This is a genomic window from Aliiroseovarius sp. S1123 (assembly GCF_023015885.1).
Taxonomy (GTDB): domain Bacteria; phylum Pseudomonadota; class Alphaproteobacteria; order Rhodobacterales; family Rhodobacteraceae; genus Aliiroseovarius.
The window spans coordinates 325,575-350,224 of sequence record NZ_JALKBE010000003.1 but is presented as its reverse complement, the minus strand read 5'-3'; the positions used below and the strand labels follow the sequence as shown (position 1 = coordinate 350,224).

21 protein-coding genes are annotated in these 24,650 nt (G+C 58.4%); 11 read left to right on the top strand and 10 right to left on the bottom strand.

Annotated elements, in window-relative coordinates; genetic code table 11:
- The first annotated feature begins 5 nt into the window (after nt 1–5).
- The 7 genes from MWU53_RS08505 (at nt 6) to MWU53_RS08475 (ending at nt 4,811) form a co-directional block, all read left to right on the top strand.
- A complete protein-coding gene (locus MWU53_RS08505; RefSeq protein ID WP_247092399.1) occupies nt 6–875 on the top strand; it encodes a DmsC/YnfH family molybdoenzyme membrane anchor subunit in 870 nt (289 codons plus the stop codon).
- Nucleotides 876–939: 64 nt separating this feature from the next.
- Entirely contained in the window at nt 940–1,551 is a 612-nt protein-coding gene (locus MWU53_RS08500) for a ribonuclease D (protein WP_247092397.1), read from the top strand.
- 63 nt (nt 1,552–1,614) lie between these two features.
- Nucleotides 1,615–2,238, top strand: a complete 624-nt coding sequence (gene lptC / locus MWU53_RS08495) for an LPS export ABC transporter periplasmic protein LptC (protein ID WP_247092394.1) — start codon at nt 1,615–1,617, stop codon at nt 2,236–2,238.
- Between the two features lie 29 nt (nt 2,239–2,267).
- Nucleotides 2,268–2,732 carry a lipopolysaccharide transport periplasmic protein LptA gene (gene lptA / locus MWU53_RS08490; protein WP_247092545.1) on the top strand — a complete coding sequence of 155 codons (465 nt, stop codon included), beginning with the start codon at nt 2,268–2,270 and terminating at the stop codon, nt 2,730–2,732.
- A complete protein-coding gene (gene lptB / locus MWU53_RS08485) occupies nt 2,732–3,490 on the top strand; it encodes an LPS export ABC transporter ATP-binding protein (protein ID WP_247092391.1) in 759 nt (252 codons plus the stop codon). Before lptA ends, lptB begins: the two co-directional genes overlap by 1 nt.
- A 242-nt stretch (nt 3,491–3,732) precedes the next feature.
- Nucleotides 3,733–4,311 carry a ribosome-associated translation inhibitor RaiA gene (gene raiA / locus MWU53_RS08480; RefSeq protein ID WP_247092389.1) on the top strand — a complete coding sequence of 193 codons (579 nt, stop codon included), beginning with the start codon at nt 3,733–3,735 and terminating at the stop codon, nt 4,309–4,311.
- Between the two features lie 35 nt (nt 4,312–4,346).
- The gene (locus MWU53_RS08475; RefSeq protein ID WP_247092387.1) at nt 4,347–4,811 is read left to right on the top strand and encodes a PTS sugar transporter subunit IIA; all 465 of its coding nucleotides are present in this window, start codon (nt 4,347–4,349) and stop codon (nt 4,809–4,811) included.
- A 10-nt stretch (nt 4,812–4,821) separates the two neighbouring features.
- Here MWU53_RS08475 and MWU53_RS08470 read toward each other — a convergent pair whose 3' ends face one another.
- The 7 genes from MWU53_RS08470 to cysQ form a co-directional block, all read right to left on the bottom strand.
- Nucleotides 4,822–6,237: a nodulation protein NodH gene (locus tag MWU53_RS08470; protein WP_247092386.1), complete on the bottom strand. Its 1,416-nt coding sequence runs from the start codon at nt 6,235–6,237 to the stop codon at nt 4,822–4,824.
- Between the two features lies 1 nt (nt 6,238).
- Nucleotides 6,239–7,939, bottom strand: coding sequence for a beta-1,6-N-acetylglucosaminyltransferase (locus tag MWU53_RS08465; protein WP_247092384.1), 1,701 nt, complete (start codon nt 7,937–7,939; stop codon nt 6,239–6,241).
- Nucleotides 7,936–8,946: a glycosyltransferase family 2 protein gene (locus tag MWU53_RS08460; protein ID WP_247092382.1), complete on the bottom strand. Its 1,011-nt coding sequence runs from the start codon at nt 8,944–8,946 to the stop codon at nt 7,936–7,938. Before MWU53_RS08460 ends, MWU53_RS08465 begins: the two co-directional genes overlap by 4 nt.
- Nucleotides 8,947–9,088: 142 nt before the next feature.
- Nucleotides 9,089–10,114, bottom strand: a complete 1,026-nt coding sequence (locus tag MWU53_RS08455) for a glycosyltransferase family 2 protein (RefSeq protein ID WP_348647034.1) — start codon at nt 10,112–10,114, stop codon at nt 9,089–9,091.
- An 18-nt stretch (nt 10,115–10,132) separates the two neighbouring features.
- Nucleotides 10,133–11,026, bottom strand: coding sequence for a UTP--glucose-1-phosphate uridylyltransferase GalU (galU, locus tag MWU53_RS08450; protein ID WP_247092380.1), 894 nt, complete (start codon nt 11,024–11,026; stop codon nt 10,133–10,135).
- Between the two features lie 202 nt (nt 11,027–11,228).
- On the bottom strand, nt 11,229–12,032 hold the full coding sequence (locus tag MWU53_RS08445; protein ID WP_247092378.1) for a manno-octulosonate cytidylyltransferase: 804 nt from the start codon (nt 12,030–12,032) through the stop codon (nt 11,229–11,231).
- 6 nt (nt 12,033–12,038) lie between these two features.
- Nucleotides 12,039–12,836 carry a 3'(2'),5'-bisphosphate nucleotidase CysQ gene (gene cysQ / locus MWU53_RS08440; RefSeq protein WP_247092376.1) on the bottom strand — a complete coding sequence of 266 codons (798 nt, stop codon included), beginning with the start codon at nt 12,834–12,836 and terminating at the stop codon, nt 12,039–12,041.
- Between the two features lie 130 nt (nt 12,837–12,966).
- On the opposite strand from cysQ, the gene MWU53_RS08435 reads away from it, so the two are divergent.
- From MWU53_RS08435 to radC, 4 genes are all read left to right on the top strand, one after another.
- The gene (locus MWU53_RS08435; protein WP_247092374.1) at nt 12,967–13,788 is read left to right on the top strand and encodes an ABC transporter permease; all 822 of its coding nucleotides are present in this window, start codon (nt 12,967–12,969) and stop codon (nt 13,786–13,788) included.
- A gap of 235 nt (nt 13,789–14,023) precedes the next feature.
- A complete protein-coding gene (dnaK, locus tag MWU53_RS08430; protein ID WP_247092372.1) occupies nt 14,024–15,940 on the top strand; it encodes a molecular chaperone DnaK in 1,917 nt (638 codons plus the stop codon).
- A gap of 67 nt (nt 15,941–16,007) precedes the next feature.
- Complete coding sequence (gene dnaJ / locus MWU53_RS08425) at nt 16,008–17,147, top strand: molecular chaperone DnaJ (RefSeq protein WP_247092370.1); 1,140 nt, start codon at nt 16,008–16,010, stop codon at nt 17,145–17,147.
- Between the two features lie 109 nt (nt 17,148–17,256).
- Entirely contained in the window at nt 17,257–18,030 is a 774-nt protein-coding gene (radC, locus tag MWU53_RS08420) for a DNA repair protein RadC (RefSeq protein WP_247092367.1), read from the top strand.
- A gap of 4 nt (nt 18,031–18,034) precedes the next feature.
- Here radC and MWU53_RS08415 read toward each other — a convergent pair whose 3' ends face one another.
- The 3 genes from MWU53_RS08415 to secA all read right to left on the bottom strand — a co-directional run bounded on the left by MWU53_RS08415 (nt 18,035) and on the right by secA (nt 24,478).
- The gene (locus tag MWU53_RS08415) at nt 18,035–19,612 is read right to left on the bottom strand and encodes a phosphate ABC transporter substrate-binding/OmpA family protein (RefSeq protein ID WP_247092365.1); all 1,578 of its coding nucleotides are present in this window, start codon (nt 19,610–19,612) and stop codon (nt 18,035–18,037) included.
- A 100-nt stretch (nt 19,613–19,712) separates the two neighbouring features.
- The gene (locus MWU53_RS08410) at nt 19,713–21,695 is read right to left on the bottom strand and encodes an acyltransferase family protein (protein WP_247092363.1); all 1,983 of its coding nucleotides are present in this window, start codon (nt 21,693–21,695) and stop codon (nt 19,713–19,715) included.
- A gap of 110 nt (nt 21,696–21,805) precedes the next feature.
- On the bottom strand, nt 21,806–24,478 hold the full coding sequence (gene secA, locus MWU53_RS08405; protein ID WP_247092361.1) for a preprotein translocase subunit SecA: 2,673 nt from the start codon (nt 24,476–24,478) through the stop codon (nt 21,806–21,808).
- Nucleotides 24,479–24,650 lie beyond the last annotated feature (172 nt).

Sequence of the window (24,650 nt, the reverse complement as noted above, 5' to 3'; positions counted from 1 at the left end):
AACGGATGCATCCCGCACCCAGTGTTATCATCTTCACCACCTTTTCCGGGCTTGGCTTCGGGCTTTTGGCCTGGATGGGGCTTGGTATTCCTGATGTCGGCGGCATGACGCTGCTGGCGTTCTTCGTCATCGCCTATGTGTTGGCGGCGGGCGGACTGCTGGCCTCGACCTTCCACCTTGGGAACAAAAAGAATGCGATCTACGCCTTCAGCCAATGGCGGACCAGCTGGCTGAGCCGCGAGGGCGTGGCCTCGGTCGTCACACTTCTGCTTTTTGGACTGATTGCATTGGCCCAGATCTTTATGGGCGCTGAAATGGCATTTTCAGGTGTAATAGGCTCTGTTTTGGCGCTGGTCACCGTCTTCACCACCTCGATGATTTACACCCAGCTCAAGACGATCTCACGCTGGAACCAGCCACTTACACCAGTGCTGTTCCTCCTGCACGCGATTGCAGGCGGGGCACTCTTGGCGGGTGAGGTTAAGATCGCAGGCGTGCTGCTGGCCGCCCTCGCCGTTGTTATGTGGCTACACTGGCAACAGGGCGACGCGCGCGCCGCGAACCGAGGCACGCTGGGCGACGCCACCGGGCTGGGCCATCTGGGCGAGGTGCGAATGTTCGAAAGCGGTCACACCGCCCGCAACTATGTGTTGGACGAGATGGTCTATCGCGTCGGCCGCAAACACGCACAGAAGCTGCGCATGATCGCGCTGGGCGCGGGCGCTGTCCTTCCCGCCGCCATTCTGCTTCTGACCCCGGCCGGCCACGCCACCGCCTTTATCGCTTTGGCGCTGCATCTTGCGGGCGCAATCGTTGGCCGTTGGCTGTTCTTCGCCGAAGCCGAGCATGTTGTGGGGCTTTATTACGGCAAGTAAGCCTTTTCGTTGAACCTGATCCCCTCTGGCCCTATGCAGAGGGGAAACGGATTACGAGGGCGACATGGCCAACCATCTTTACAAGCGCGACCTTCCCGATGGGCTGGACCTTGGTCCGGTCGTAGCCATCGACTGTGAAACCATGGGTCTGAACCCGCATCGCGACCGTCTGTGCGTGGTGCAGATGTCGGGCGGGGACGGCAATGCCCATATGGTGCAGGTCGAGAAAGGCCAGACCAGCGCCCCGAACCTTGAGAAGATGCTGACCGACCCCAATGTGCTGAAAATCTTTCACTTTGGCCGGTTCGACATCGCCGCCATGCTGAACGCGTTTGGTGTGGTCACGGCGCCTGTCTATTGCACCAAGATCGCCTCGAAACTCGTGCGAACCTATACGGATCGCCATGGGCTGCGGAATCTGCTGGATCAACTGCTGAAGGTCGACATCTCGAAACAACAACAGATGAGCGACTGGGGCGCGGTAGAGCTGACCGAGGCGCAGCTGGACTATGCAGCATCCGACGTATTGCATCTGCACCGCCTGCGCGAAGAGCTGAACATGCGCTTGGACCGCGAAGGTCGGACCGAAATGGCGCAGGCCTGTTTCGACTTTCTGCCTATGCGCGCTCAGCTGGATCTTGCCGGTTGGCCCGAGCAGGACATCTTTGCGCACTAAAGGGTGCCTTGGAATCCGGTGCATCCGCGCTAGATAACAAACAACCCTAACGGAAGGCCCAGCATGTCCGGCACCCGCATCACATATACGCGTCTTGTGAACTGGCTGAAGATCATTCTGCCAGCCGCGGCGCTTGTGCTGTTGTCGCTGATGTTTCTGCTGTCGAAATCCGTCGATCCCACCACATCGCTGACCTATGCGCGGATCAATCTGGACGAGCTGACGGGCGAACAGAAGATCACCAACCCGAAGTTTTCCAGCGTGACAGACGACGGGACCGCGATCCAGTTCAAGGCTGCCAGCGCCGCCCCGGACGAGGAACGCGCCAATTATTTCAAAGCCTTAGACCTAGAGGCTGATATCGAGACCCCAGACGGTGCGCAGGTACATATCCGCGCGGCACAGGCCGACATTGATGGCATCGCACACCAAATCGACCTGTCCGGCGGTGTGTCTTTGCGCACCTCAACGGATTACTGGATCTCGACCGAAACGCTGACCACATTGATGGACAGCACCTATGTCACCAGCAACGGACCCGTTGAAGCCACAGGCCCGATGGGCGATCTGTCGGCGGGCGATGCGGTGATTTCCCGCGCAGAAGGTGAAGACGGCGGATATGTTCTTGTTTTCAAGGACGGGGTGAAGCTGGTATATGATCCGAAAGACAAGGGGGAACCCCGGTGATCAAACGTAGTTTTATCTATTCCATTTTAATGGCGATCTGTTTGCCGGTCGCCGCTTTTGCACAAGCAAATGTTGCCTTTGGCGGTTTGAAACATGACAGCAGCCTTCCGATCGAAATCTCGGCCGATCAGCTGACCGTGGACCAGTCCAGCGGGGCCGCGACGTTCTCGGGCAATGTGGTGATTGGTCAGGGCGACATGCGCCTGAGTGCTGGCAAGGTGCGCGTGGAATACGCGACGGGTGCCGACACGACCGGCGAAATTTCGCGCCTGCATGCCACGGGCGGAGTCACCCTTGTGAATGGCGCCGAAGCCGCTGAAGCACGCGAGGCCGTCTATACCATCGCTACGGGCATGGTTGTGATGACGGGCAGCGTAATCCTGACGCAGGGCCAGAACGCGCTGTCCTCGGACAAGCTGACGGTGAACCTGCAGAATGGCACCGGCCAAATGGACGGACGGGTCAAGTCGATCATCCAGACCGAGGCAAACTGATGGCCACCCCCAACCTGACAGTTCAAAACGGCGATGCAGGGCTGCGCATCATTGGATTGCGCAAAAGCTATCGCAAAAAGCCGGTGATCCGCGAGGTGAACCTGGAACTGAATCGGGGCGAGGTTGTTGCGCTGCTGGGCCCAAACGGCTGCGGTAAATCCACAACCTTCTATGCCATCGCCGGTCTGGTCACGCCCGAAGCGGGGCAGGTGATCATCGACGGCGAAGACGTGACGCTTTTGCCGATGTATCGCCGCGCGCGCCGCGGGATCGGCTATCTGCCGCAGGAAATGTCAATCTTCCGGGGCATGAGCGTCGAAGACAACATTCTGTCGATCCTCGAGATCTCGACCAAGGACCGGCACAAGCGCCGCGAGCGCCTGGAAGAGTTGCTGAACGAATTTTCGATCAGCCACCTGCGCCGCACCCCAGCGCTGGCCCTGTCAGGCGGGGAACGTCGCCGCTGTGAAATCGCGCGACTCTTGGCCTCGAATCCCAAATATTTGCTGCTGGATGAACCCTTCGCGGGCGTCGATCCGATCGCGGTCGGCGAAATTCGCACACTGGTCCATGACCTGAAAAACCGCGGCATTGGCGTGTTGATCACCGATCACAACGTCCGTGAAACGCTGGAAATCGTAGACCGTGCCTATATCCTGCATGACGGCCATGTTCTGATGAGCGGCACCACCGACGAGGTCGTCAAGGACGAGAACGTCCGCCGCGTCTATCTGGGTCAGAATTTCTCGATCAACTGACGAAAGTGACGCCGGGTCGCTTGACAATCCCCACCGACTCGTCGCCAAATGAAGGTGATGCATGAACACGCAAACCTTCGTTCGTGCCGTGCCCACCGTGGGCTCGCACATTTGATCGCCCCAGACCTGATCGGGCGGACAAATCTCTGCAAAGACAAAACATCCCCATGTTTTCAAACGATTTTCCCGCTTTATGCCCCCGTGGCATAGGGCCAAATTCCTACACGATCAAAGGAGATAGGATGCAATATCAAATCAGTGGCAAGCAGATCGACATTGGTGAAGCCCTTCAGATTCACGTGAAAGAAGATCTTGGCGGGATTGTTCAGAAGTATGCTGAACGCCCGACCGATGCGCAGGTCATCTTCTCGAAAAACGCACATGAATATGTCTGTGAAACCATTGTTCATTTGTCTACGGGACTGACCGCACAGGCCAAGGGTCACGCGACCGAAATCTATGCGGCATTCGACCAATGTGCCGAGAAAATGGAAAAGCAACTGCGTCGTTATAAGCGCAGGTTGAAGGACCATCACCGCGACCGCGTCGATCCGGTTGAAGTTTTCGGTGGATCCTCGTATATCCTCGCCAACGAAGAAGGCCAAGACGAGGCAGAGGACGCTACACTCCAGCCCATGATCATCGCCGAAATGGAAACGCGCATCCCGTCGCTTTCCGTTGGTGAAGCTGTCATGCAGATGGAGCTGGCCCACGCCCCCGTACTGGTTTTCAAGAATGAGAAAACTCAGGGTATGAATGTCGTCTACCGTCGTGAAGACGGAAATGTCGGCTGGATCGACCCGGTAAACAACGAAGCGTAGGCCCCCCGCCTTGGCGGGCGGGAAATTGGTCAAAAATGGAACTTGCGAGCATTTTGGCACCGTCCGCCGTAAAGGTTCTGTCGACGGTGTCGTCCAAGAAACGTCTTTTTCAGGACTTGGGCGACATCGCTGCGGATTGCTATGGCATCAACGCAGAAGATGCGTTTGCCGCCCTGTCCGAGCGTGAAAACCTTGGCCCGACCGGCGTTGGTCGCGGCGTTGCCCTGCCACACGCCCGTCTGGCTGGCGTGACCGAAGTCACCGGTTGCTTTGTCCGCGTTGAAAGGCCGTTTGATTTCGACGCTGTGGATCGTCAGCCCGTAGACTTGATCTTTGCGCTGTTTGCCCCGGAAGATTCCGGCGTGGATCACCTTAAAGCGCTGGCGCTGGTGTCCCGCTCGATGCGCGACGCGTCGATCTGCGCAAAGCTGCGCGCCAACACGGACACCGCCGCGTTGCACGCGCTGTTGACGGACAGCTTGTCGAACAAGGCGGCTTAATCGCCGCCCGTCAGGATTTGCCCCAAGGCCGATAGCCGAACATCATATAGTCGCGTTGGTAAGCTGCCTTAACGGCGGCCTCGACCTCGTCATCATAGATTTCATCCAGCGTGAATGGCGTATCTTTATGCTGCGCGGGCAGTTTTGGGGCGCCTAGGTCGACGTCTTGGGCAAGTGCCGCCAACCCATTCTCTAGTTCGTCTTCCCGAAGGACACGATCGGGCAGCTGGAAGTCGGAAAACCCTTTGATCACAGCGGATTGCGTCGCCCATGACGCGTCCACACGGATACCGGTCTGCCCCGCCAGATTGCGCCGCACGAAGTCTGCAAAGGCGATAAAGGCGGTACGATGGGCCGCTTTGTCCCAGCGGTCATCTGGCAGATGCTCGGGCAGGGGGACGTCATAGTTTTCGCGCAGCGCGTTCTTGATCTCCCAATAGGTCTCGGGACCATCTTGCAGAAAATGCGTGCAGAACACCGCATGAAGCCGCGCAACCGGGTGGCGCAGCACCGTAAACGTGCGGTGCCCTTTGTTGCGGTTCTTCCACTGGCGCAGAGATTTCTGGTTAAACTCCGAGGACAGCGCGCCGAAGCCCTGCATCCAGCCTTCCACACGCTCGACCGGGCCACCCTTGATGGGCAGAAACATCAGAGGCGCGTTTTCGGCGGTCACATAGGTCGGGACGGCCGGTGGGCGGGCGGGTTCAAAGTTTGGCACTTTACCAAGGTCGAACAGGTCGATGTTTCGGACGGTTTCGACCAGCTCGTCCATGTTGCGGACCTTGTCGGCCAGCGTCTCGGGGTTCTGTTTCTTGTACTTGCCCGAAAACTTGGTGATCTCATGCTCGGCGCCCAAAAATTTGCCCAGCCCATTCACAACGTCGATATTCTGCGTGTCTTCATAGTCGATATAGAACGCCGTCTGGCCGGTCTTCTGCAGCCGGCCTTTGATCTTCAGCTGGAAGGCTTTGTATTCATAGAAGAAATTCTCGAACTCGCTTGAATCGAACTTCACGCGGAATTTCTTGGCATCCTTGCCGTTGGTCAGCGCCCATTGCTGCGTCGCCCAAGCGATCCGACGGCTGACATAGCTTTCCACCTGATTGCGGGTCAGAACCACCTTGGCACATCGAGGGTCGTCGATCACGTGCTCGAAGATGCGCATGTCGTGGTCGTGGAAGAAGCGGAACCCGGGGATACCGTCGGTGCCCTCTTTCATTCGCTCCAGCAACTTCACCGGGTTCTTATCGCGCTGTTTCACAGTGACGCCGAACAGATCCTTGAGCTCGGGCTTCACCATGAAATAGGGGTTGAAGGCCTCTCCATAGCATTGGATCCCGTCGAACTGATCCAGATTGCTTTCCAGAAAGTTGGACCCCGTGCGCATTTCAGCAAGGATGATGAAACAGTCGAATTTCTTGGTCATATTACTTTGTCACCAAATAGGGCGTGGCGCGCTCGGCCTGAGGGGGTTCGGGCGCGTAATCGGTTGGGAAATCACCCGCAAGATGCAGATGCATGCCCTGATTTTTCAGATTCTGCAAAAACTCTCCGAACCCGCCCAGATGCACCATCTCGGGCGGGGCGGTCAGCTTGGGGCGGTCGCGGGTCGCCAGTTGGTCCAAAACATCCTGCAACGGCTCGATCGGGTTCCGGACAAAGTCGGACAGGGTCTGGATTGTAACGCGGGCGCGGCAGTGATCGGACCGAAGGACGTTCAAGAACGCGCTTTCCGTCTTTTGCAGGCGCGCAGCGGTGCGGCGCATGTCGGCAAACCGGCCTTCCGACAGGAACAAGGGCACCGCCCATGCGCCCGAAATGACATGGATCCGCGCATTGGCGTCGCGCGCGATGTTCCATGTGATATCCTGCGTGTCGGCAGGGCCAAACTGGAAACACTGGCGTTCGCCCCGCGTGTTCCAAATCAGGTTGGTCAGAAACGCAGTGCCATCATAATCACGCAACGCCGCCGAGGATGAGAGCGCCCCGAAGTATTCGGCCCCACCACCGGCAAAATGCGCGCTATCGGGCGCAAACAGATGCCCATGCACCCGCACTTTGCCAAAGCTGGATAGCCAGGGCTCGAAGCCGCGGAACATCTCGGTGAAGCCCTGCAACACAACATAGGGTTCCGCCGTCACCCTGTTGCCCCACCGCTGATGCGGAAAGCGGCTTTGCATCAACAAACCGGGCCGCCCCTTGGTCCGGCGCTCAACCGCCTTGGCGAAGATGCGATCAATCTCGCCAGGGTTGGGTTCAGCGCCGTGGCTCAGGCTTGGTGCGTCTGACAGGAAACTGTCGTAAAGCCGATCCGCATGTGGCCAGATCTTCCGCGCCACAAAACAGTCCGAGCGCCGAAGAAGTTGCAAGTGGTCGTCGTAGAACACATGCGGTTTGCCCTGATAGTCAAACTTCGAAAGGGTCAGGGATCGGCTTTCAATTTTCTTCGAATGCTGGCGGGATAGGGTCTGATAATAGCTTTCATCCGGGATCCAGACCCGCCGGAAATAGGCATCATTCACTGCGCGTCGCGGATCGCTCAGGATCGCCGACAGTGTGTGCCGTGTCAGGCACCACCATTGACTGCCCAGATGCGGCGAGATCCCCAAAGGGATACGTCGCCGATACCCAACCCGCCGCTGAAGCCGCACATAGGCATCAAACATCCGCCGCCTGCGCTTCCACGAGAATGGAAACCGCAGGGTGAAACGTTCGGTGTTCAGCCCGCCAACAGCCCACGGCACATCCTCGGTCGTGACGCTTTCAATGAAATCGGTGGTGGGCCGGTCACGCAGGTAATCCGTCAGCTCAGCCACTGGGCGCAGGGGCAGACAGCTTCCCGAAGCCAAAAGCACATGTTGCACATCCGGGAACCGCTCGAGCATCAGTTCCGACGCGGTCTGACTGGCGGCGACAAGCGACCACGTGCCCCATTCGCAGCGGTGTCGGGCGCAAAACAACACGTTGTCGCGATCCGCCAAGCTTTCAACGAAGCGATCATAGGTGTCACGATCCACGCGCTGATCGACATGCAGCACCACGGGGCAGCCGTGATCGGACCAATGGCGCGCCAGTTGGGTCGCGCGGTGCAGCGCCTCGTGCACGATCATGACGACGCCCAAGCTCATGCCCAGTTCCCCTTAGACATCAGGCCCAATACCTCAAGCTGTCGCCAGTTGATGTATTCTTCGCTCCACTCACACCAAAGGACCGGATCATCCGCCATTCGCGTGTTATAGGCGCGATATTCGTGGCTGTTGGCATAATGCTGGCGGCGTTGCAGCTCTTCCTTCGACTTTTGCTCGAACGTGTCCAGAAACTTGGTGTGCAACAGACAGCCCGAGGCTTTCTCGCCCCCGGATACGTCGTAAACAAGGTTCAAACCGCGCGGCAGCAGCGTGTGGGTCGAGCTGACATAAGTGTAAGACCGGCGCCATTTCACCAAGGGGATCTTGTTCAGGGCCGGGGCGCGTTCCGGGTTGTCGTCAAAGAAGACACGGGCACGCACGCCGCCTTGGATCCACAGGTTTCGAAACTGGCTGTTCTTTCGAATGGAGTAATTGCCGCTGTCGAACCAGCGCGTAATCTCAAGCGGGTTCTGGCCAGCCTGATAGGGTTCAGCCCCGATCTGGCCCTCAGGATACATATCCATCAACATCGCGCCGAAGCTCTTGATCTCGCTTGCATCCAGCCAATCAGTCAGGGCGCGCAAGGGGCGCGTGTCGCAGAAGGGGTAGACAAAGAACTCGTCCGTATCGACGGTCAGGCACCAGTGGTTATGCCCGTATTTGCGCTGCAGCCAGTTCAGCCAATCCACGCCGAACTTCGCGCGCTTATAGCTGGCCTGCGTGGTCCACAGCGACACGTCATCCTGCTGCGCCAGATATTCCCGCGAACCATCATCCGACCCATTATCCACGATCAGAAAGTGATTTACACCCAAGTCCCTGTAATACTTCAGGAAATAGGGAAGGCGCACCAGTTCATTTCGCAGGGTGGTAAAGACAAGGATGTCAGACGGCACGATCTTCGCCGTGCGGTTTTGCACCGCAGACAGCTCGCGTCGTTTGCGAAACGCGCGGATCTGGTGGCGCTTGCGCTTGAGCCTGAGGCGATATGACGTCAAAGCGCCCAAATCTTATCCTGTCTGTTAATGCCTGTATCAATTGGCGCGCGCTTCTGCCCGTGGCAGGCACAAGGCGCGTTCCACTAACTCTTTATATCCAAATCCTAAACGTCTTCCATACAGGCGTAAATCCTTTCACGCACTGTCGGCATTACGTCCACCCTCCGGCCGACATCAGCCCCAACCGGGTCAGCTGTTGCCAGTCCTCGAACCGCTGCGCGCCGGGGTGCCACAGATCCGGGGCCGCGCCGATCGCATCGTAATAGGCGTCGAACTGGTCGGGCTGGCCGAAATGCTCGCGCCGGGCTTTCTCTTCCTCGGACCGATCCAGCACGCCGGGCAGGAATTTTGTGTGCAGCAGAACGCCGGAAAGCTGGTCGGTGCCGCTGATCGCGGGCGGACCGTCCCACTCGAGGTTCAGGCCCGGCGGCAGGATAGAGTGGGTCGAGTTCGCATAGGCATAGCGGCGCGACCACTTGACCAAAGGCAGCTTGTTCAGGGTCGGGCCGCGTGTGGGGTTATCTGCAAAGAACACCCGTTCACGCGCACCGCCCTGAAGCCACAAGTTCTGCATCGGAGCCTGTCGGACCGTGCGATAGGGGCCTGTGTCAAACCAAGGAAGTGCGTCGATAGGATTATCATCCGCGCTCACCGTCCCGGACCCCAGCGGCCCCTTGGGATAAAGATCCAGCATCAACGCGCCCATCGCCTCTGCGCCCGTGGCCTCGAGCCTTTGCGTCAGGACGGGCAGGGGGCGTTGGTCGTGATGCGGATAGATCAAAAGCTCGTCCACATCGACGCTCAGGCACCAATGGCCATGCCCATACCGAAACTGTAGCCATGTCAGCCAATCCACCCCGAACCGCGCGGATTTATAGCTGGCATCGGCACGCCAGAGCGAGACATCGGGCTGCTCCGCCAGAAACTCGGCACTGCCATCGGTGCAGTCATTCGCGACGATCAGGAAATGCCCAACGCCGAGGCGGCGATAATGCGTCAGAAAGAAGGGCAGACGCTGCATTTCGTTGCGCAGCACGACAAAGGCCAGAACCTGATCGCGCTGGATCAGGTTCGTACGCACATTTATTGGGGTCAACTGTCGCCGGGACCGGATCGAGCGCCACAAAAGGCGCCGACGCTTCAGCCGCATCCGATATCGCGAGATCAGACCGGACACGCCCCCCGTCACGCAGAATTACTCGGCAGCTTTGTTCTGGGCCACCAGATCGTGCAGATAGCCCATAAGCTCGTCCCGCAGCTCGTCTCGGGCCATGCCGAAGGCCACGGTGGCCTGCAGGAACCCAGCTTTCGAGCCACAGTCGAACCGCTGACCACGGAAGCGATAGCCAAACACATCACGTCCCTGTTCCAGTTCGTTCGCGATGGCATCGGTCAGCTGAATTTCCCCACCGGCACCGGTTTGCTTGCGGTCCAAGCTTTTCAGAACATCCGGGGTCAGGATGTAGCGGCCAATCACCGCAAGGTTCGACGGGGCTTCGTCAATCGAGGGTTTCTCGACCATGCCGCGGGTCGATACCAGGTCGCCCATGTCTTCTTTCACATCCAGCACACCGTATGCGCTGGCCTTCTCGGGCGGAACTTCCATCGCTGCAACCATGCAGCCGCCCGTGTTTTCATAGGCTTCAACCATCTGCTGAAGGCAGGGCTTTTCGGCGGCAATCACGTCATCGGGCAAGATTACGGCGAAAGGTTCGTTGGCAATCAAACGGCGGGCACACCAGACCGCGTGGCCCAGCCCCAGCGCCTTGTGCTGACGCATATAAGCGATGGCACCGGATTCCATGTTGGTGTCTTTCAGGATCTTTAAAAGCTGGTCTTTACCCTTCTTACGCAGCTCCTGCTCAAGCACGGGCGAGTTGTCAAAGTAATCCTCAAGCGCGCCTTTGCCGCGCGAGGTCACGAAGATGAATTCCTTGATGCCGGCGGCACGGGCTTCGTCAATTGCGTATTGGATCAGGGGCCGGTCAACCAGCGTCATGATTTCTTTCGGGATGGATTTCGTTGCAGGCAGGAACCGCGTTCCAAGCCCCGCCACAGGAAAAATCGCTTTGGTAACCTTACGCTTCATGAACTTCACCTTTGTACTATTCGCGGCAACTCTGCTCGATCTGCTATCATCTGGTGAAAAATCGACGGCATCTTGTTAGGGTTGCGCTTACTCGTCATTCTCTAATTGATAAATTTGAAAACATCATGGTCTTTTTTCGCTATTCTATAGCACGGCGGTTTTTTTCTCGACTCTTTTCCAAAACCCCAGCGCTGCCGATGAATTACGCAACGCCGAGCTCTTGCAAGATGGCCTCGATCCGCGAGACGTCTTCGGGGTTGTTCAGCTCCCAAAACTGGCGGGAACGGGCATCGACTTCGACGCATTGAATGGGCTTCTCGCGTTCAAGAAAGCGCAGCTGCTCCAACCCTTCAAGCTGTTCCAGAGGGCCAGCGGACCAGAGCGGGTAGGCGGCAAGGGCGGACGGGCGATAGGCATAGACGCCGACATGGTGAAACACCGGCGTTTGATCGTGGTCGGACCAGCCATTGCCCTGCGTATAGGGGATCACCTCTTTCGAGAAATAAAGCGCGTGTCCCTCTGATCCGAAGACCGCCGTCGTTCCACCGACACGTCCCGCCTTGCGGTCTTCCAGAAAGCCGTTCAGCGCGCGGCCATCGCAGCGAAGAACCGGCGTTGCGACCTCGGCCGCTGGATGGGTCTTGAGCGCAGCGACCAGTTCTTCCACGAACCACGGTGGCGTCAGGGGCGCGTCGCCCTGCAAGTTGACGATGATCTCGTACTCTTCGCCCAGCGCGGTCAGGGCTTCGGCGCATCGCTCGGTCCCGTTTTCACAAGTGTCCGAGGTCATCACAACCTCGGCGCCAAACCCTTCCGCCTCGTCCCGGATGCGGTCATCATCCGTGGCGACCACGACCCGATCCACGCCGCGCACAGCCTGCGCGGCGTCCCAACTGCGGTGAATCAGGGTCTTGTTTTGACCCGTCGCCCCCCTGAGCGGCACAAGCGCCTTGCCCGGATACCGGGTCGAGGCGTAGCGCGCCGGGATGACAATCAGCGTCGCCATGCGGGTTCAGGCCTTCTTCAGCTCGACACCCGGCGCATAGGCAATGAAGAACGGGTTTTCATAGATCGGCTTGCCATAGGTCAGCGGTGTATGATCGTCGAAACGCACAACATCCCCGCCAGCCCCTTTCAGAACGGCGTGACCCGCTGCGGTGTCCCATTCCATCGTGCGGCCCACGCGGGGATACAGGTCGGCCTCGCCCGTCGCGACCAGACAGAACTTCAGCGAGCTGCCCGCCGACTTACTGTCTTTGACGTTGTATTTGTTGATGTAATCCTCGGTCGCCTGATCGCGGTGGGATTTCGATGCAACGATGAACAGCGCGTCATTGTCGGGCTTGGACACGGTGATCGGCGACAGGGTGCCCACGGTTTCTTTCGCGAACGGGCCTTGCTCCTCTACACTTTCGCCACCGGCGCGAGTGAAGAACATGCGGCCCTTGGCGGGGGCGTAAACAACGCCGCGCACGGGGGTGCCGTCTTTGACGTAGGCAATATTCACGGTGAAATCGCCACGGCGGTGTATGAATTCTTTCGTGCCGTCCAGGGGATCCACGATCAGGAATTCGCTGGCCTGCTCGCTGTGGCTGTCGGCCTGTTCTTCTGTCACCAAAAGCACATCCGGGAAAGCCGCACGCAACCCGGCAGAAATCAGCGCATCCGCCGCTTCATCCGCCGCGGTCACCGGGCTGTCGTCCGACTTGGCGCGCACGTCGAAATCTTCCGAGTTGTAGATCTCCATGATCACGTCGCCCGCTTCCAGGGCCAGCGTGCGCATAACAGTTTCCAGACGCTCAAAATCCAAGTCGAAGCTCCTTAAATTCGGCCAGATCCGGCCTTGTTGATAACATTTTGCACCCCCCTTATGATCAACCGGTAAAGGATCAGCAAGAAATCCCTGTTAAAAGCTCCGCATAACCGTTCAAGGTGGCGCCATGTTCGAGGCAAAGAAGAAACAATCGCGGCTGTCTGCAGCGTTCTCCATGTTCGAGGTCATCTTCCACATGACCGCGCACAGCGTTCGCAGCGAGCAAACGAACGCCCTTGCAGCACTGGTGCTGAACTTGTTTCAGGTGATGCTGTTGATTGCCATATTCTATGTGATGATGACATTTATTGGTTTGCGTGGCGCCGCCTTGCGTGGCGACTTTCTGCTTTACATTATGTCAGGGATTTTCCTGTTCTTCACAAACGTCAAAGCGATGGGCGCTGTGATGGCATCGTCGGGACCATCTCATCCGATGATGATGCATACGCCGATGAACACTTTTGTCGCGTTTGTATCCTCTGCCCTGGGATCTTTGTATATTCAGATCCTCAGCATCGTGGTGATACTGACCATCTATCACATCGCCGTCACGCCGGTGGAAATACAACACCCCGTCAAGGCGCTGCTGATGGTGATACTATCTTGGTTCAATGGGGCGTCCATTGGGCTGATCTTTTTGGCACTGCGACCGTGGTTCCCAAAATTTACTGGCATCGCTCGGAAGATTTACATGCGGGCCAACATGTTCGCATCTGGGAAGATGTTCGTCGCCAATTCAGCGCCCTACTATCTGGTTGCGATATTCATCTGGAACCCACTGTTCCACGTCGTGGATCAGGGACGCGGCTACATCTTTATCAACTACAATCCGCACTACACGAACTGGATGTATCCTTTGATCTTTTCGTGCGTGGCGACATTGCTGGGCCTGATGGGCGAAAGCTATTCGCGGAAACATGTTTCGGCCAGCTGGTCGGCCCGACAGTAGCTGCAAGCGCGCGTTTTCCGGGTACTAAAACGCGAAAAGCGCACAAATCCTCGAATTGACTCGGAATTTTTGCGCCAACAGAGGCACGCGACCGCTTGCAGGCCTCATTTCGCCTACTTATATACGCCCAGACGCCGGAGATGGATCATTCCTGAACCGGTAAAAATCTGGGATCCGGGGCCGATGCTTTGCAAGGTCGGTCCTGACAACATCGCCTTAAGAGAGGATATTACGCATGGCCAAAGTCATCGGTATCGACCTCGGCACCACCAACTCGTGTGTTGCCATCATGGACGGCTCGCAGCCGCGAGTCATCGAAAACGCAGAAGGTGCACGTACCACGCCTTCGATCGTCGCCTTCAAAGATGAAGAGCGACTGGTAGGCCAGCCGGCAAAACGTCAGGCTGTCACCAACCCCGACAACACCGTCTTCGCCGTGAAACGTCTGATCGGACGCAACATGAACGACCCGGCTGTCGAAAAAGACAAGAAGCTGGTTCCCTACGCTATCGTAGATGGCGGCAACGGCGACGCATGGGTTGAGGCTGCTGGCGAAAAGTATTCGCCCTCGCAAATCTCGGCCTTCATTCTGGGCAAGATGAAAGAAACGGCAGAAAGCTATCTGGGTGAGGAAGTCACTCAGGCCGTGATCACCGTGCCCGCATATTTCAACGACGCTCAGCGTCAGGCCACCAAAGACGCCGGCAAGATCGCTGGTCTGGAAGTGCTGCGGATCATCAACGAACCGACCGCTGCCGCCTTGGCCTATGGTCTGGACAAGGAAGAGACCCAAACCATCGCGGTTTATGACCTTGGTGGTGGTACCTTCGACGTGACCATCCTGGAAATCGACGACGGCCTTTTCGAAGTAAAATCGACCAACGGCGACACGTTCCTTGGTGGTGAAGACTTCGACATGCGCATCGTTCAGTATCTGGTCGATGAGTTCAAAAAGGAAAACCAGGTCGATCTGTCGAAAGACAAGATGGCTCTGCAGCGACTGAAAGAAGCCGCTGAGAAAGCCAAGATCGAACTGTCGTCGGCTTCGCAGACCGAAATCAACCAGCCGTTCATCTCGATGGGTTCGGATGGTGCACCGCTGCACATGGTCATGAAGCTGACCCGCGCCAAGCTGGAAAGCCTTGTGTCGGACCTGATCAAGCGTTCGATCAAGCCGTGCCAAGCCGCTCTGAAAGACGCCGGCCTGTCGACCGGCGACATTGACGAGGTGGTTCTGGTCGGTGGTATGACCCGCATGCCGCGCGTGATCGAAGAGGTTTCCAAGTTCTTCGGCAAAGAACCCCACAAGGGTGTGAACCCGGACGAAGTGGTTGCCATGGGTGCTGCCATTCAGGCCGGTGTTCTGCAGGGCGACGTGAAAGACGTTGTTCTTCTGGACGTGACCCCGCTGTCGCTTGGTATCGAAACGCTGGGTGGCGTGTTCACCCGCCTGATCGACCGCAACACGACGATCCCGACCAAGAAGTCGCAGATCTTCTCGACCGCGGAAGACAACCAGAACGCCGTGACCCTGCGTGTGTTCCAAGGCGAACGTGAAATGGCTGCGGACAACAAGATCCTGGGCCAGTTCAACCTTGAAGACATCCCGCCCGCACCGCGTGGCCTGCCTCAGATCGAGGTGACCTTCGACATCGACGCCAACGGCATCGTTGAAGTGGGCGCCAAAGACAAAGGCACCGGCAAAGAGCACAAAATCACCATCCAAGCATCGGGCGGTCTGTCGGATGACGACATCGACGCAATGGTGAAAGACGCTGAAGCCAACGCCGAGGCCGATAAAGAGCGTAAAGAGCTTGTCGAAGCCCGCAACCAGGCCGAAAGCCTGATCCACTCGACCGAAAAGTCGATGGAAGAGCATGCCGACAAGGTCGATCCGACCACGATCGAAGCCATCGAGCTGGCAATCGCTGCTCTGAAGGACGATCTGGAAAAAGACGACGCATCGGCTGACAAGATCAAAGGCGGTGTTCAGAACGTGACCGAAGCGGCCATGAAACTGGGCGAAGCGATCTATAAGTCGCAGCAAGAAGACGCTGCTGGCGAACCTGCGGAAGAAGCAGACGGCCCCTCGGCCGTGGACGATGACATCGTCGATGCCGATTTCGAAGACCTCGACGATAGCAAACGCTAAGTCGCATAGGTGAATGGCGGGGCGGCCACGCTGCCCTGCCTCCCTCCCAAGTGGAGACGACCCCATCATGGCAAAACGTGATTACTATGAGGTCCTTGGCGCTTCGAAAGGTGCTTCGGCGGACGAGCTGAAGAAAGCCTATCGCAAGAAGGCCAAAGAGCTTCACCCAGACCGAAACTCCGACAATCCCGATGCCGAATCTCAGTTCAAGGAAGTGAACGAGGCCTACGAAGTTCTGAAGGATGCCGAAAAGAAAGCCGCCTATGACCGCTTTGGCCATGCTGCTTTCGAAGGCGGTATGGGCGGACGTCCCGGCGGCGGCCATCATGGCCAAGGCGACTTCTCCAGCGCATTTTCGGATGTGTTTGACGATCTGTTCGGCGACTTCATGGGCGGACGTGGCGGTGGCCGCGCGCGCGCTCAGCGTGGGTCAGACTTGCGTTACAACCTGCGTGTGACACTGGAAGAGGCGTTCTCGGGCATCCAGAAAACCATCAACGTGCCGACCTCGGTCGCCTGTGATGAATGCAGTGGCACCGGATCAGAATCCGGGTCCGAACCGACCATGTGTCCAACCTGTCAGGGCATGGGCAAAGTTCGAGCGCAGCAAGGCTTCTTTACTGTCGAGCGCGCCTGTCCGACCTGTCAGGGCACCGGTCAGATGATCCAGAACCCTTGCAAATCCTGCCACGGGGCAGGGCGCAAGGAGAAGGAACGCTCGCTGTCGGTGAACATCCCTGCCGGTGTTGAGACCGGCACCCGTATTCGTCTTTCTGGCGAAGGCGAGGCTGGGATGCGCGGTGGGCCGTCGGGCGATCTGTACATCTTCATCGAAGTGGCCGATCACGCCATTTTCGACCGCGAAGGCACGCATCTGCATTGCCGCGTTCCCGTGTCGATGGCCGCCGCCGCTTTGGGTGGTGACATCGAAGTGCCGACCATCGACGGTGGCCGCTCGCGCGTGAAGATCCCTGCAGGCAGCCAGTCAGGCCGTCAGATGCGTCTGCGCTCCAAAGGCATGCCCGGTCTGCGCGGTGGACCCATCGGCGACATGTATATCGAGCTTGCGGTGGAAACGCCGGTCAATCTGACGTCGCAGCAGAAAGAGCTGCTACGCGAGTTCGAGAAACTGTCGGAAGAGAACAACCCCGAAAGCTCGAATTTCTTTACGAAAGTCAGAAGCTTCTGGGACAGCATGAAGGGCTAATTGCCCCGTTCAGAAAACCAAGCGCCCCGGTGTTGCACAAACACCGGGGCGTTTTCGTATCTGGGAAGTGTTAACCTATCATTCACCAGTTTTGGGGCAGGCTGATCCCATGACCGACCAGCGTGACTTCCACTTCGCCGAGATGCCGCAAAGCCTGTTCGACACGGACGAGGCACCCGCGACACCGATTGCGATGACCGCTGGCAAGCTGCCGTCCTATATCAAGGATCATCGCCAGCGGTTGCGCGCGCGCTTTAACGAGGGCGGGGCGCAGGCGATGCCAGATTACGAGCTGTTGGAGCTGCTGTTGTTCCGATCAATCCCCCGCCGCGATGTCAAACCCATTGCGCGCGCGCTGTTGGACACGTTCGGAGATTTCAACCGCGTGGTCACGGCCCCCGCTGATCGGTTAAGGGCGGTATCAGGCATCGGCGACTCGGTCATCACCGATCTGAAAATCATCGAGGCTGCAGCCCATCGCATGGCGCGTTCCAAGGTGATGCAGCGGCATGTAATTTCCAGCTGGGACGCGGTCTTGGACTATTGCCACACCACCATGGCGCATCGCGATACGGAACAGTTCCGTATCCTGTTTCTGGACCGCAAGAATGTCCTAATCGCAGACGAGGAACAGGCCAAGGGCACCGTGGATCATGTTCCCGTTTACCCGCGCGAGGTGGTGAAGAGGGCGCTCGCGCTAAACGCCTCGGCGCTTATTTTAGTGCATAACCACCCGTCAGGCGACCCGACCCCATCGGACAGCGATATTCAGATGACGGCACAGGTGAATGACGCAGCGAAGGCGCTTGGCATTGCGCTGCACGATCACCTGATCATCGGAAAATCGACTGAACTGAGCTTTCGGTCCGAAGGCTACTTGTAAACCCTCAGTCCACCCAGATTTCGACCCGGCGGTTTACACCCCGCCCCCAGGCGCTGTCGTCACAGGCCATCGGCATCGCCTCGCCAAAGGCGTCGATCTGCATCTCGACACGGGACAGATCAAAGGCTTCAAGTTGCCCCAACACCTGATCCCGTACGGCGCGCGCGCGACGCTCGGACAGTCTTCGGTTTTGCTCGGCAGCGCCTTGGCCGTCAGAAAATCCAATGAAAGACAAGCGCTTACCGTCAAAATGGCCGCTCTCCAGCGCCTCGGCCAGCAAGGCCACGTTCGACCGCGAAGGCGCATCCAGTAGGGTCGAACCACCCTCAAAACGGAAACTGATCGACAGGCGCTCGGACCCGGTCAGGGTGGTGATCATGCGCTGAAGTTCGTCCAGCGCGACCTCGTCCCCGGCGGCGGTGATCGCGTTGGCCATGCGATCCCCCTGCGCACGCAGCGGCTGGCGGGTTAGCGCCTGATCCACAAAGCCCGCACGACGGGTGACGAATTGCGCACTATCGGTCCGCAGATAAGATAGGAATTCGCGCCCAATCTGGGGCAGGCGACGTTCCGGCAGATACAGGAACATCGGCATGGTCAGGGGATAATCCTCGGACTTGATCGACGCGCGCGAGGCATGGACCGAGAAACCGCAGCGCCCTGACAGCTCGACCACTTCGCCACTGCCGCGCTGCGTGTAGGTGGTCATCGCGATGCCATAGGGATCGCGTGCAATCGCGTCGGCAAGGGTTCGGCTGGTCGGATGGATCACCACGTTGTCGGAGAGGGTGACCCCCTGTGCCGATATAACATCCTGCATGAAGACGGGGCCGAACCCCTCTTCGATATCCATCATATAGGGCGTAATTGGCGCGTCCTCGCCCCCAAGTTCGGACCAATTCGTAATCTTGCCCGCATAGATCGCCGCCAGTTGCGAGATCGAGATCCGTGTCACCGGATTGCCCGGTGCGACAATGGGCACCAACGCATCCAGCGCGGCCACCCGGCTTTGCCGTGCCATCCGCAGATCGCCCAGCCCGGCATCGCGCGCAAGGCTGCGTTCGCGGGTGGTGGCCTGCCGCATCGACAGCACCATATCGGCCTGCTGGCTCAGAAGATCCGCAAAGCCTTCCGAGCTGGTAGTCATCTTGATGGTAAAGCGCGCGACCTCTTGCCCGGATCCGCCTTCCAGAAGCGTATAGAGCGTGCCAACCCCCTGTATTTCCTCGCGTTTCAGGGCGTAACCGTTGCGCAGAGCAAAGCCCTCGACCAACGCGGGGAACAGGACGGCACCCATATTGTGGGCCCCCGAAATCGTCAGCTCGGCCACGAACGGGCCAAGGCTGGGACAGCCCGGTCCTTCGCAACTGACGCCCGAGCTGTCGACGGTCAGGATGCCGAACTCGGTATCGACGCGATAAAACTCGCCATCGAAGGTCAGAAGATAGCCGGTCAACTCGATAGATCCGTCGCGCGACGTCAGGGTCACGTCCTGCGCCTGGGCCGCTGAACTGCCGATCAGCGCAATCGCGCAGATTGCGCCCAGCAGGCGCACAAAGATATCAGGTAGAATTCGAGTCACACGGGGACCATAGATATTTCCGCGCCCAACGCCAGAGGCTCTGTTCGTGAAGGTGGATTTTCCAAGGGGCGGCGTGGCCCATCTGACAACGCCCCGCGCGCTATTTAAGGGGAAGCGACGCAACCGCGTCAACGATGTCAGGCGCGATCAGCGCGGCCCCTGCTGGGCTAAGGTGATCGTCATCCAGATAGAGGATCTTGGTCGCATCCGCGTTTGTGCATCTTGACGTCAAGAAGTTGCAAAACCGCGTATGCACGGGCGCAATCGTGACGTTTTCTGACCCAGCATCAAGTGCTGAGAACATCGACAGCAGCGTATTCGTCCGCGCCGCATAGGCCGCATAGGGTGTAGACAGCGACTGATCATCGCTTCCGTCGAAATACATGCGCTTCGCAATCAGCTCGGGCACGCTCCAGCCAGCTTCCGGGATCGGCTCGACCAGCACCAGATTGAAGCGCGCGGCCAGATCTTCCAGCTTGGCGCGCAGCAATTCGAGCTGCCCATTGTTCGATGAGGCGTCGAGGTCACGGACATCCATGCGGATCCCGTGCTCGACCCCGCCCTCGGTATTGCTGAAGCGCGTTCCGTATAGATAGGCAGGAAAACGGGCAACCAAAACCAAGGTCTCGATGCTGATCTCTTCTGCGTGGGACAGGATGGCGTCGATGAACTCGGCACATTCATGGGCGGTGGATTTGTGCACGCGCTCCATGTTCGGCAGCGGAATACAGCCGCCATAGGACCCGACATAGACATTGCGCCCGCTGGCGTTCAGGGCTGCAACCACCGGCTGCGAGATCGCCGCCACATGGCTGTCCCCCAACAACAACACCGCACCCGAGGCATTCGGCACGGTGTGGTAACAGTCTTGCTTCGGGACAACCCACGCCAGCCTTTCGTCGAAATGGCAAGTGCGGGCGATTTGGTCGGTGTTCAACGTCAATACCGCGCGCGCATGGGGCGAGAACCGGTCGGGAAGCCCCCTGTTCACATGCCCCCAGGCGCCGATCCCTGCGATCAGAGCCAGCCCCAAGATACTGGTCACAAAAACGCCGGATTGCGTTTTCAGACGCGTGTTGGGCCCCGCGCGGAAGGGTTGCTCGACGTAACGCCAGCTGAAAGCCGCCAAGATCAACGAGACCACCGCGAGCCCCAGCATCAGGGCAAGGCTGGGCTCGGTCAGGCTGCGGATACGCGCGAAGGCGAAAAGAGGTTGGTGCCACAGATAGGCGCTGTAGCTGATCAGCCCGATCCCGACGATGGGTTTTGCGGACAAAAGCGCGGCCACCCGTGTACCCTGTTGTCCAAACAGGATGATCAGCAGCACGCCCATCACGGGCAGCAGGGTATAAAGGCTGGGAAATGGTGTTGCGTCGTCAAACAGAAAGACCGCCACAGTGATGGCCAACAGGCCCAACACAGCGGCAGCGTCATTGCCGGGCAGGGCGCGACGGTGCAGGGCGAAAGCGCAGAAGGAGCCGGCCAAAAGCTCCCACACGCGGCCGGGGGCGAGGAAGAAATTGGCGGCTGGGTGGTCGCGCCAGCCCCATTCTGCAAGGCCAAGGCTGAACACCGCGATCAGCGCCAGAATCCATAGCACCGCCCGCCTGCCCAGTTTCCACAGCGCGAACAGCAGGACGGGGAAGACCACATAGAACTGCTCTTCGATGGCCAAGCTCCACGTATGCAGAAGCGGTTTCAGGTCGGCACCGGCCTCGAAATACCCGCTTTCCATCCAGAACAGGAAATTCGAGGAAAACAGGCTAACCGCCACAAGACTTTGGGAGTAGTCGCGCAGTTGCGCAGGCAGCATCCACAAGATCGCGAAGGGGATGGTAAAGGCCACAACAAAGAACAGCGCGGGCAGAATGCGACGCGCGCGACGTTCATAAAACCTCAGAAGGCTGAAGCGTCCGCGCACGATGTCTTCGATCAGGATCGAGGTGATCAGGTAGCCGCTGATAACGAAAAAGACATCGACGCCGACGAATCCACCTTCGAACAGGCCAATGCCCGCATGGAACAAGATGACCGGTAAAACGGCAACCGCGCGCAAGCCATCAATCTCTGGCCGATAAATCATTAATCAACGAAGTCCTGTCAAATACCGCTTAACGATAGGTCAGCTATCGGCAGTCCTGCAAGAAATTGTTGTTATGTGGTGCTGTCGCGCCGCGAGCGGGCGCGACAATATTAGGCCAGTCTGCCGTGGCAGTGCTTGAACTTTTTGCCCGATCCACAGGGGCAGGTGTCGTTGCGCGACGGGTTGCCCCAAGTGGTTGGGTCATTCTCGTCAAAGCCTTCTGCGGCGGCTTCAGACACCGCGGCAGCCTGCATCGCAGCCTGCTGCTGTTGAAGCATCTGCTGCATCATGGCCTGCTGTTCTTCTTCCGTCATCGGGCGGATCTGAGACAGCTTCTTGGTCACGTCCGAGCGCAAACCGTCCAGAAGGCTTTCAAACAGTTGGAACGCTTCGGTCTTGTATTCGTTCAGCGGATCGCGCTGCGCATAACCGCGGAACCCAACGACCGAGCGCAGGTGATCCAGCGTCAAGAGGTGCTCGCGCCATTTCGAATCGATGGTCTGCAGGATCAGCTGTTTTTCGATCGTGCGCATGGTCTCGGGGCCGAAATCCGCCGCCTTTTTGGCCATGAACGCGTCCGAGGCATCATACAACCGCTCGCGGATCAGGTCGTCATCCACACCTTCTTCGGCAGCCCAGTCGACCACCGGCTCTTCAAAGCCCAGATGTTCGATCACAGCGGCCTGAAGGCCTTGGGTGTCCCACTGATCGGCATAAGATTTCGGCGGCATGTACTGATCGACCAGATCGTCGATCACCTGATGACGCATGTCGCCTGCGATTTCGGACAGATCCTCGGCTTCCATGATTTCCAGACGCTGACCAAAGATCGCCTTACGCTGATCGTTCATCACGTCGTCGAATTTCAGAAGCTGCTTACGAATGTCGAAGTTGCGGCCTTCGACCTTGGCTTGCGCACGCTCCAGCGACTTGTTCACCCACGGGTGCACAATGGCTTCGCCTTCCTGCATGCCGAGGGTCGACAGGACTTTCTCCAGACGCTCGGACCCGAAAATGCGCATCAGATCATCGTCCAGCGACAGGAAGAAGGCCGAGCGGCCCGGGTCACCCTGACGGCCAGAACGACCGCGCAGCTGGTTGTCGATCCGGCGGCTTTCGTGACGTTCGGTGGCCAGAACGAACAGACCGCCCGCATCTTTCACCGCTTGCTCGTCAGCTTCGTGTCCCGCTTCGATCTTGGCGCGAATGTCATCAGGGTGCGCGTCGGGATTGGCGGCGATGGCCTCCATCACCTTGAACTCGACATTGCCGCCCAGTTTGATGTCGGTACCACGACCGGCCATGTTGGTGGCGATGGTTACCGCGCCCAGCTTACCGGCGTCGGCGACGATTTGCGCCTCGCGCTCGTGCTGGCGGGCGTTCAGAACGTCATGCTTGATCTTGGCATCGGTCAACAGTTGCGACAGCTGTTCCGATTTCTCGATCGAGGTCGTGCCGACCAGAACCGGCTGACCCTTTTCATTCGCCGCGTGGATTTCCTTGACGATGGCGTCGAACTTTTCGCGCTCGGTGCGGTACACAGCGTCATGGTCGTCAATACGGGCAATCGGGCGGTTGGTGGGCACTTCGACCACGCCAAGGCCATAGATCTCGGCAAATTCCTCGGCTTCGGTCAGGGCTGTACCGGTCATGCCGCCCAGCGTGCCATACAGACGGAAATAGTTCTGGAACGTGACCGAGGCCAGCGTGACGTTTTCCGGCTGGGTCTTGCAGCCTTCCTTAGCTTCAATCGCCTGATGCAGACCTTCCGACAGACGGCGCCCGGCCATCATTCGGCCGGTGAATTCGTCGATCAGAACCACTTCGCCATCACGGACGATATAGTCCTTGTCGCGGGTGAACAGCTTGTGGGCGCGCAGGCCTTGGTTCACGTGGTGCACAATGGTGGTGCTTTCCGGATCATAAAGCGACTGACCCTCGGGCAGCAGGCCACGGGCGTGCAGCAGCTCTTCCAGGAATTCGTTACCCTCTTCGGAGAAGGTGGCGCCGCGGGCTTTCTCGTCAATCGTATAGTGTTCTTCGGTCAGCTCGGGGATCAGCGCGTCAACGGTAACATACAGTTCCGAGCGGTCCTCGGACGGGCCCGAGATGATCAGCGGCGTCCGCGCTTCGTCGATCAGGATCGAGTCGACCTCGTCCACGATCGCAAAGTTATGGCCGCGCTGGGACATGTCTTTCAGCTCGGACTTCATGTTGTCGCGCAGATAGTCAAAGCCAAGTTCGTTGTTGGTGGCATAGGTGACGTCGCAAGCATAGGCCTGACGCTTTTCGTCATCAGCCTGATGCGGATAAACGACACCGGTGGTCATGCCCAAAGCGCCGTAAACCTTGCTCATCCATTCCGCGTCACGCTTCGCCAGATAGTCGTTCACGGTGACGATGTGCACGCCCTTGCCGGACAGCGCATTCAGATAAGCGGGGAAAGTCGCCACAAGGGTTTTGCCCTCGCCGGTTTTCATTTCCGCGATGTTGCCCTCGTGCAGGAAGATCCCGCCCATCAGCTGCGTGTCGAAAGCGCGCAGACCCAGGGCACGTTTGGCGGCTTCGCGACAGTTGGCGAAGGCCTCGGGCAGGATCGCGTCCAGCTTTTCGCCATCCGCCACACGTTTCTTCAATTCTTCGGTCTTGGCGACGATGCCGTCATCCGACAGAGCGGCGAATTCGTCCTCAAGCGCGTTGATCTTTTCGACAATGGGTCGCGTGGCCTTGATCTTGCGATCATTCGGTGTGCCAAAGACTTTACGCGCGATTTTTCCAAGCATGTTTTTTTTGCCTCAATGCGGTTTAACGCTGGTTTGACCAGAGGAAACTTGCCCGTCCCGATCCAGCCACCTATCTAAGTGCTCAAGAACCCACGCTCTTAAGCCCTTAGCGATGTAAGCGTCGGGTGTAAAACTGTCAATGTTGCCGGGGAATCCGGCCTGTTTTGAAGGA

Bases quoted from the DNA above. Each gene is read 5' to 3' on its own strand.
- dnaJ (WP_247092370.1), top strand. From the start codon at position 16,008: ATGGCAAAACGTGATTACTATGAGGTCCTTGGCGCTTCGAAAGGTGCT.
- MWU53_RS08470 (WP_247092386.1), bottom strand. From the start codon at position 6,237: ATGACCAAGAAATTCGACTGTTTCATCATCCTTGCTGAAATGCGCACG.
- MWU53_RS08475 (WP_247092387.1), top strand. From the start codon at position 4,347: ATGGAACTTGCGAGCATTTTGGCACCGTCCGCCGTAAAGGTTCTGTCG.
- MWU53_RS08410 (WP_247092363.1), bottom strand. From the start codon at position 21,695: ATGATTTATCGGCCAGAGATTGATGGCTTGCGCGCGGTTGCCGTTTTA.
- radC (WP_247092367.1), top strand. From the start codon at position 17,257: ATGACCGACCAGCGTGACTTCCACTTCGCCGAGATGCCGCAAAGCCTG.
- MWU53_RS08500 (WP_247092397.1), top strand. From the start codon at position 940: ATGGCCAACCATCTTTACAAGCGCGACCTTCCCGATGGGCTGGACCTT.
- dnaK (WP_247092372.1), top strand. From the start codon at position 14,024: ATGGCCAAAGTCATCGGTATCGACCTCGGCACCACCAACTCGTGTGTT.
- galU (WP_247092380.1), bottom strand. From the start codon at position 11,026: ATGAAGCGTAAGGTTACCAAAGCGATTTTTCCTGTGGCGGGGCTTGGA.
- raiA (WP_247092389.1), top strand. From the start codon at position 3,733: ATGCAATATCAAATCAGTGGCAAGCAGATCGACATTGGTGAAGCCCTT.
- MWU53_RS08465 (WP_247092384.1), bottom strand. From the start codon at position 7,939: ATGAGCTTGGGCGTCGTCATGATCGTGCACGAGGCGCTGCACCGCGCG.
- lptC (WP_247092394.1), top strand. From the start codon at position 1,615: ATGTCCGGCACCCGCATCACATATACGCGTCTTGTGAACTGGCTGAAG.
- lptB (WP_247092391.1), top strand. From the start codon at position 2,732: ATGGCCACCCCCAACCTGACAGTTCAAAACGGCGATGCAGGGCTGCGC.
- lptA (WP_247092545.1), top strand. From the start codon at position 2,268: ATGGCGATCTGTTTGCCGGTCGCCGCTTTTGCACAAGCAAATGTTGCC.
- secA (WP_247092361.1), bottom strand. From the start codon at position 24,478: ATGCTTGGAAAAATCGCGCGTAAAGTCTTTGGCACACCGAATGATCGC.
- MWU53_RS08435 (WP_247092374.1), top strand. From the start codon at position 12,967: ATGTTCGAGGCAAAGAAGAAACAATCGCGGCTGTCTGCAGCGTTCTCC.
- MWU53_RS08505 (WP_247092399.1), top strand. From the start codon at position 6: ATGCATCCCGCACCCAGTGTTATCATCTTCACCACCTTTTCCGGGCTT.
- MWU53_RS08445 (WP_247092378.1), bottom strand. From the start codon at position 12,032: ATGGCGACGCTGATTGTCATCCCGGCGCGCTACGCCTCGACCCGGTAT.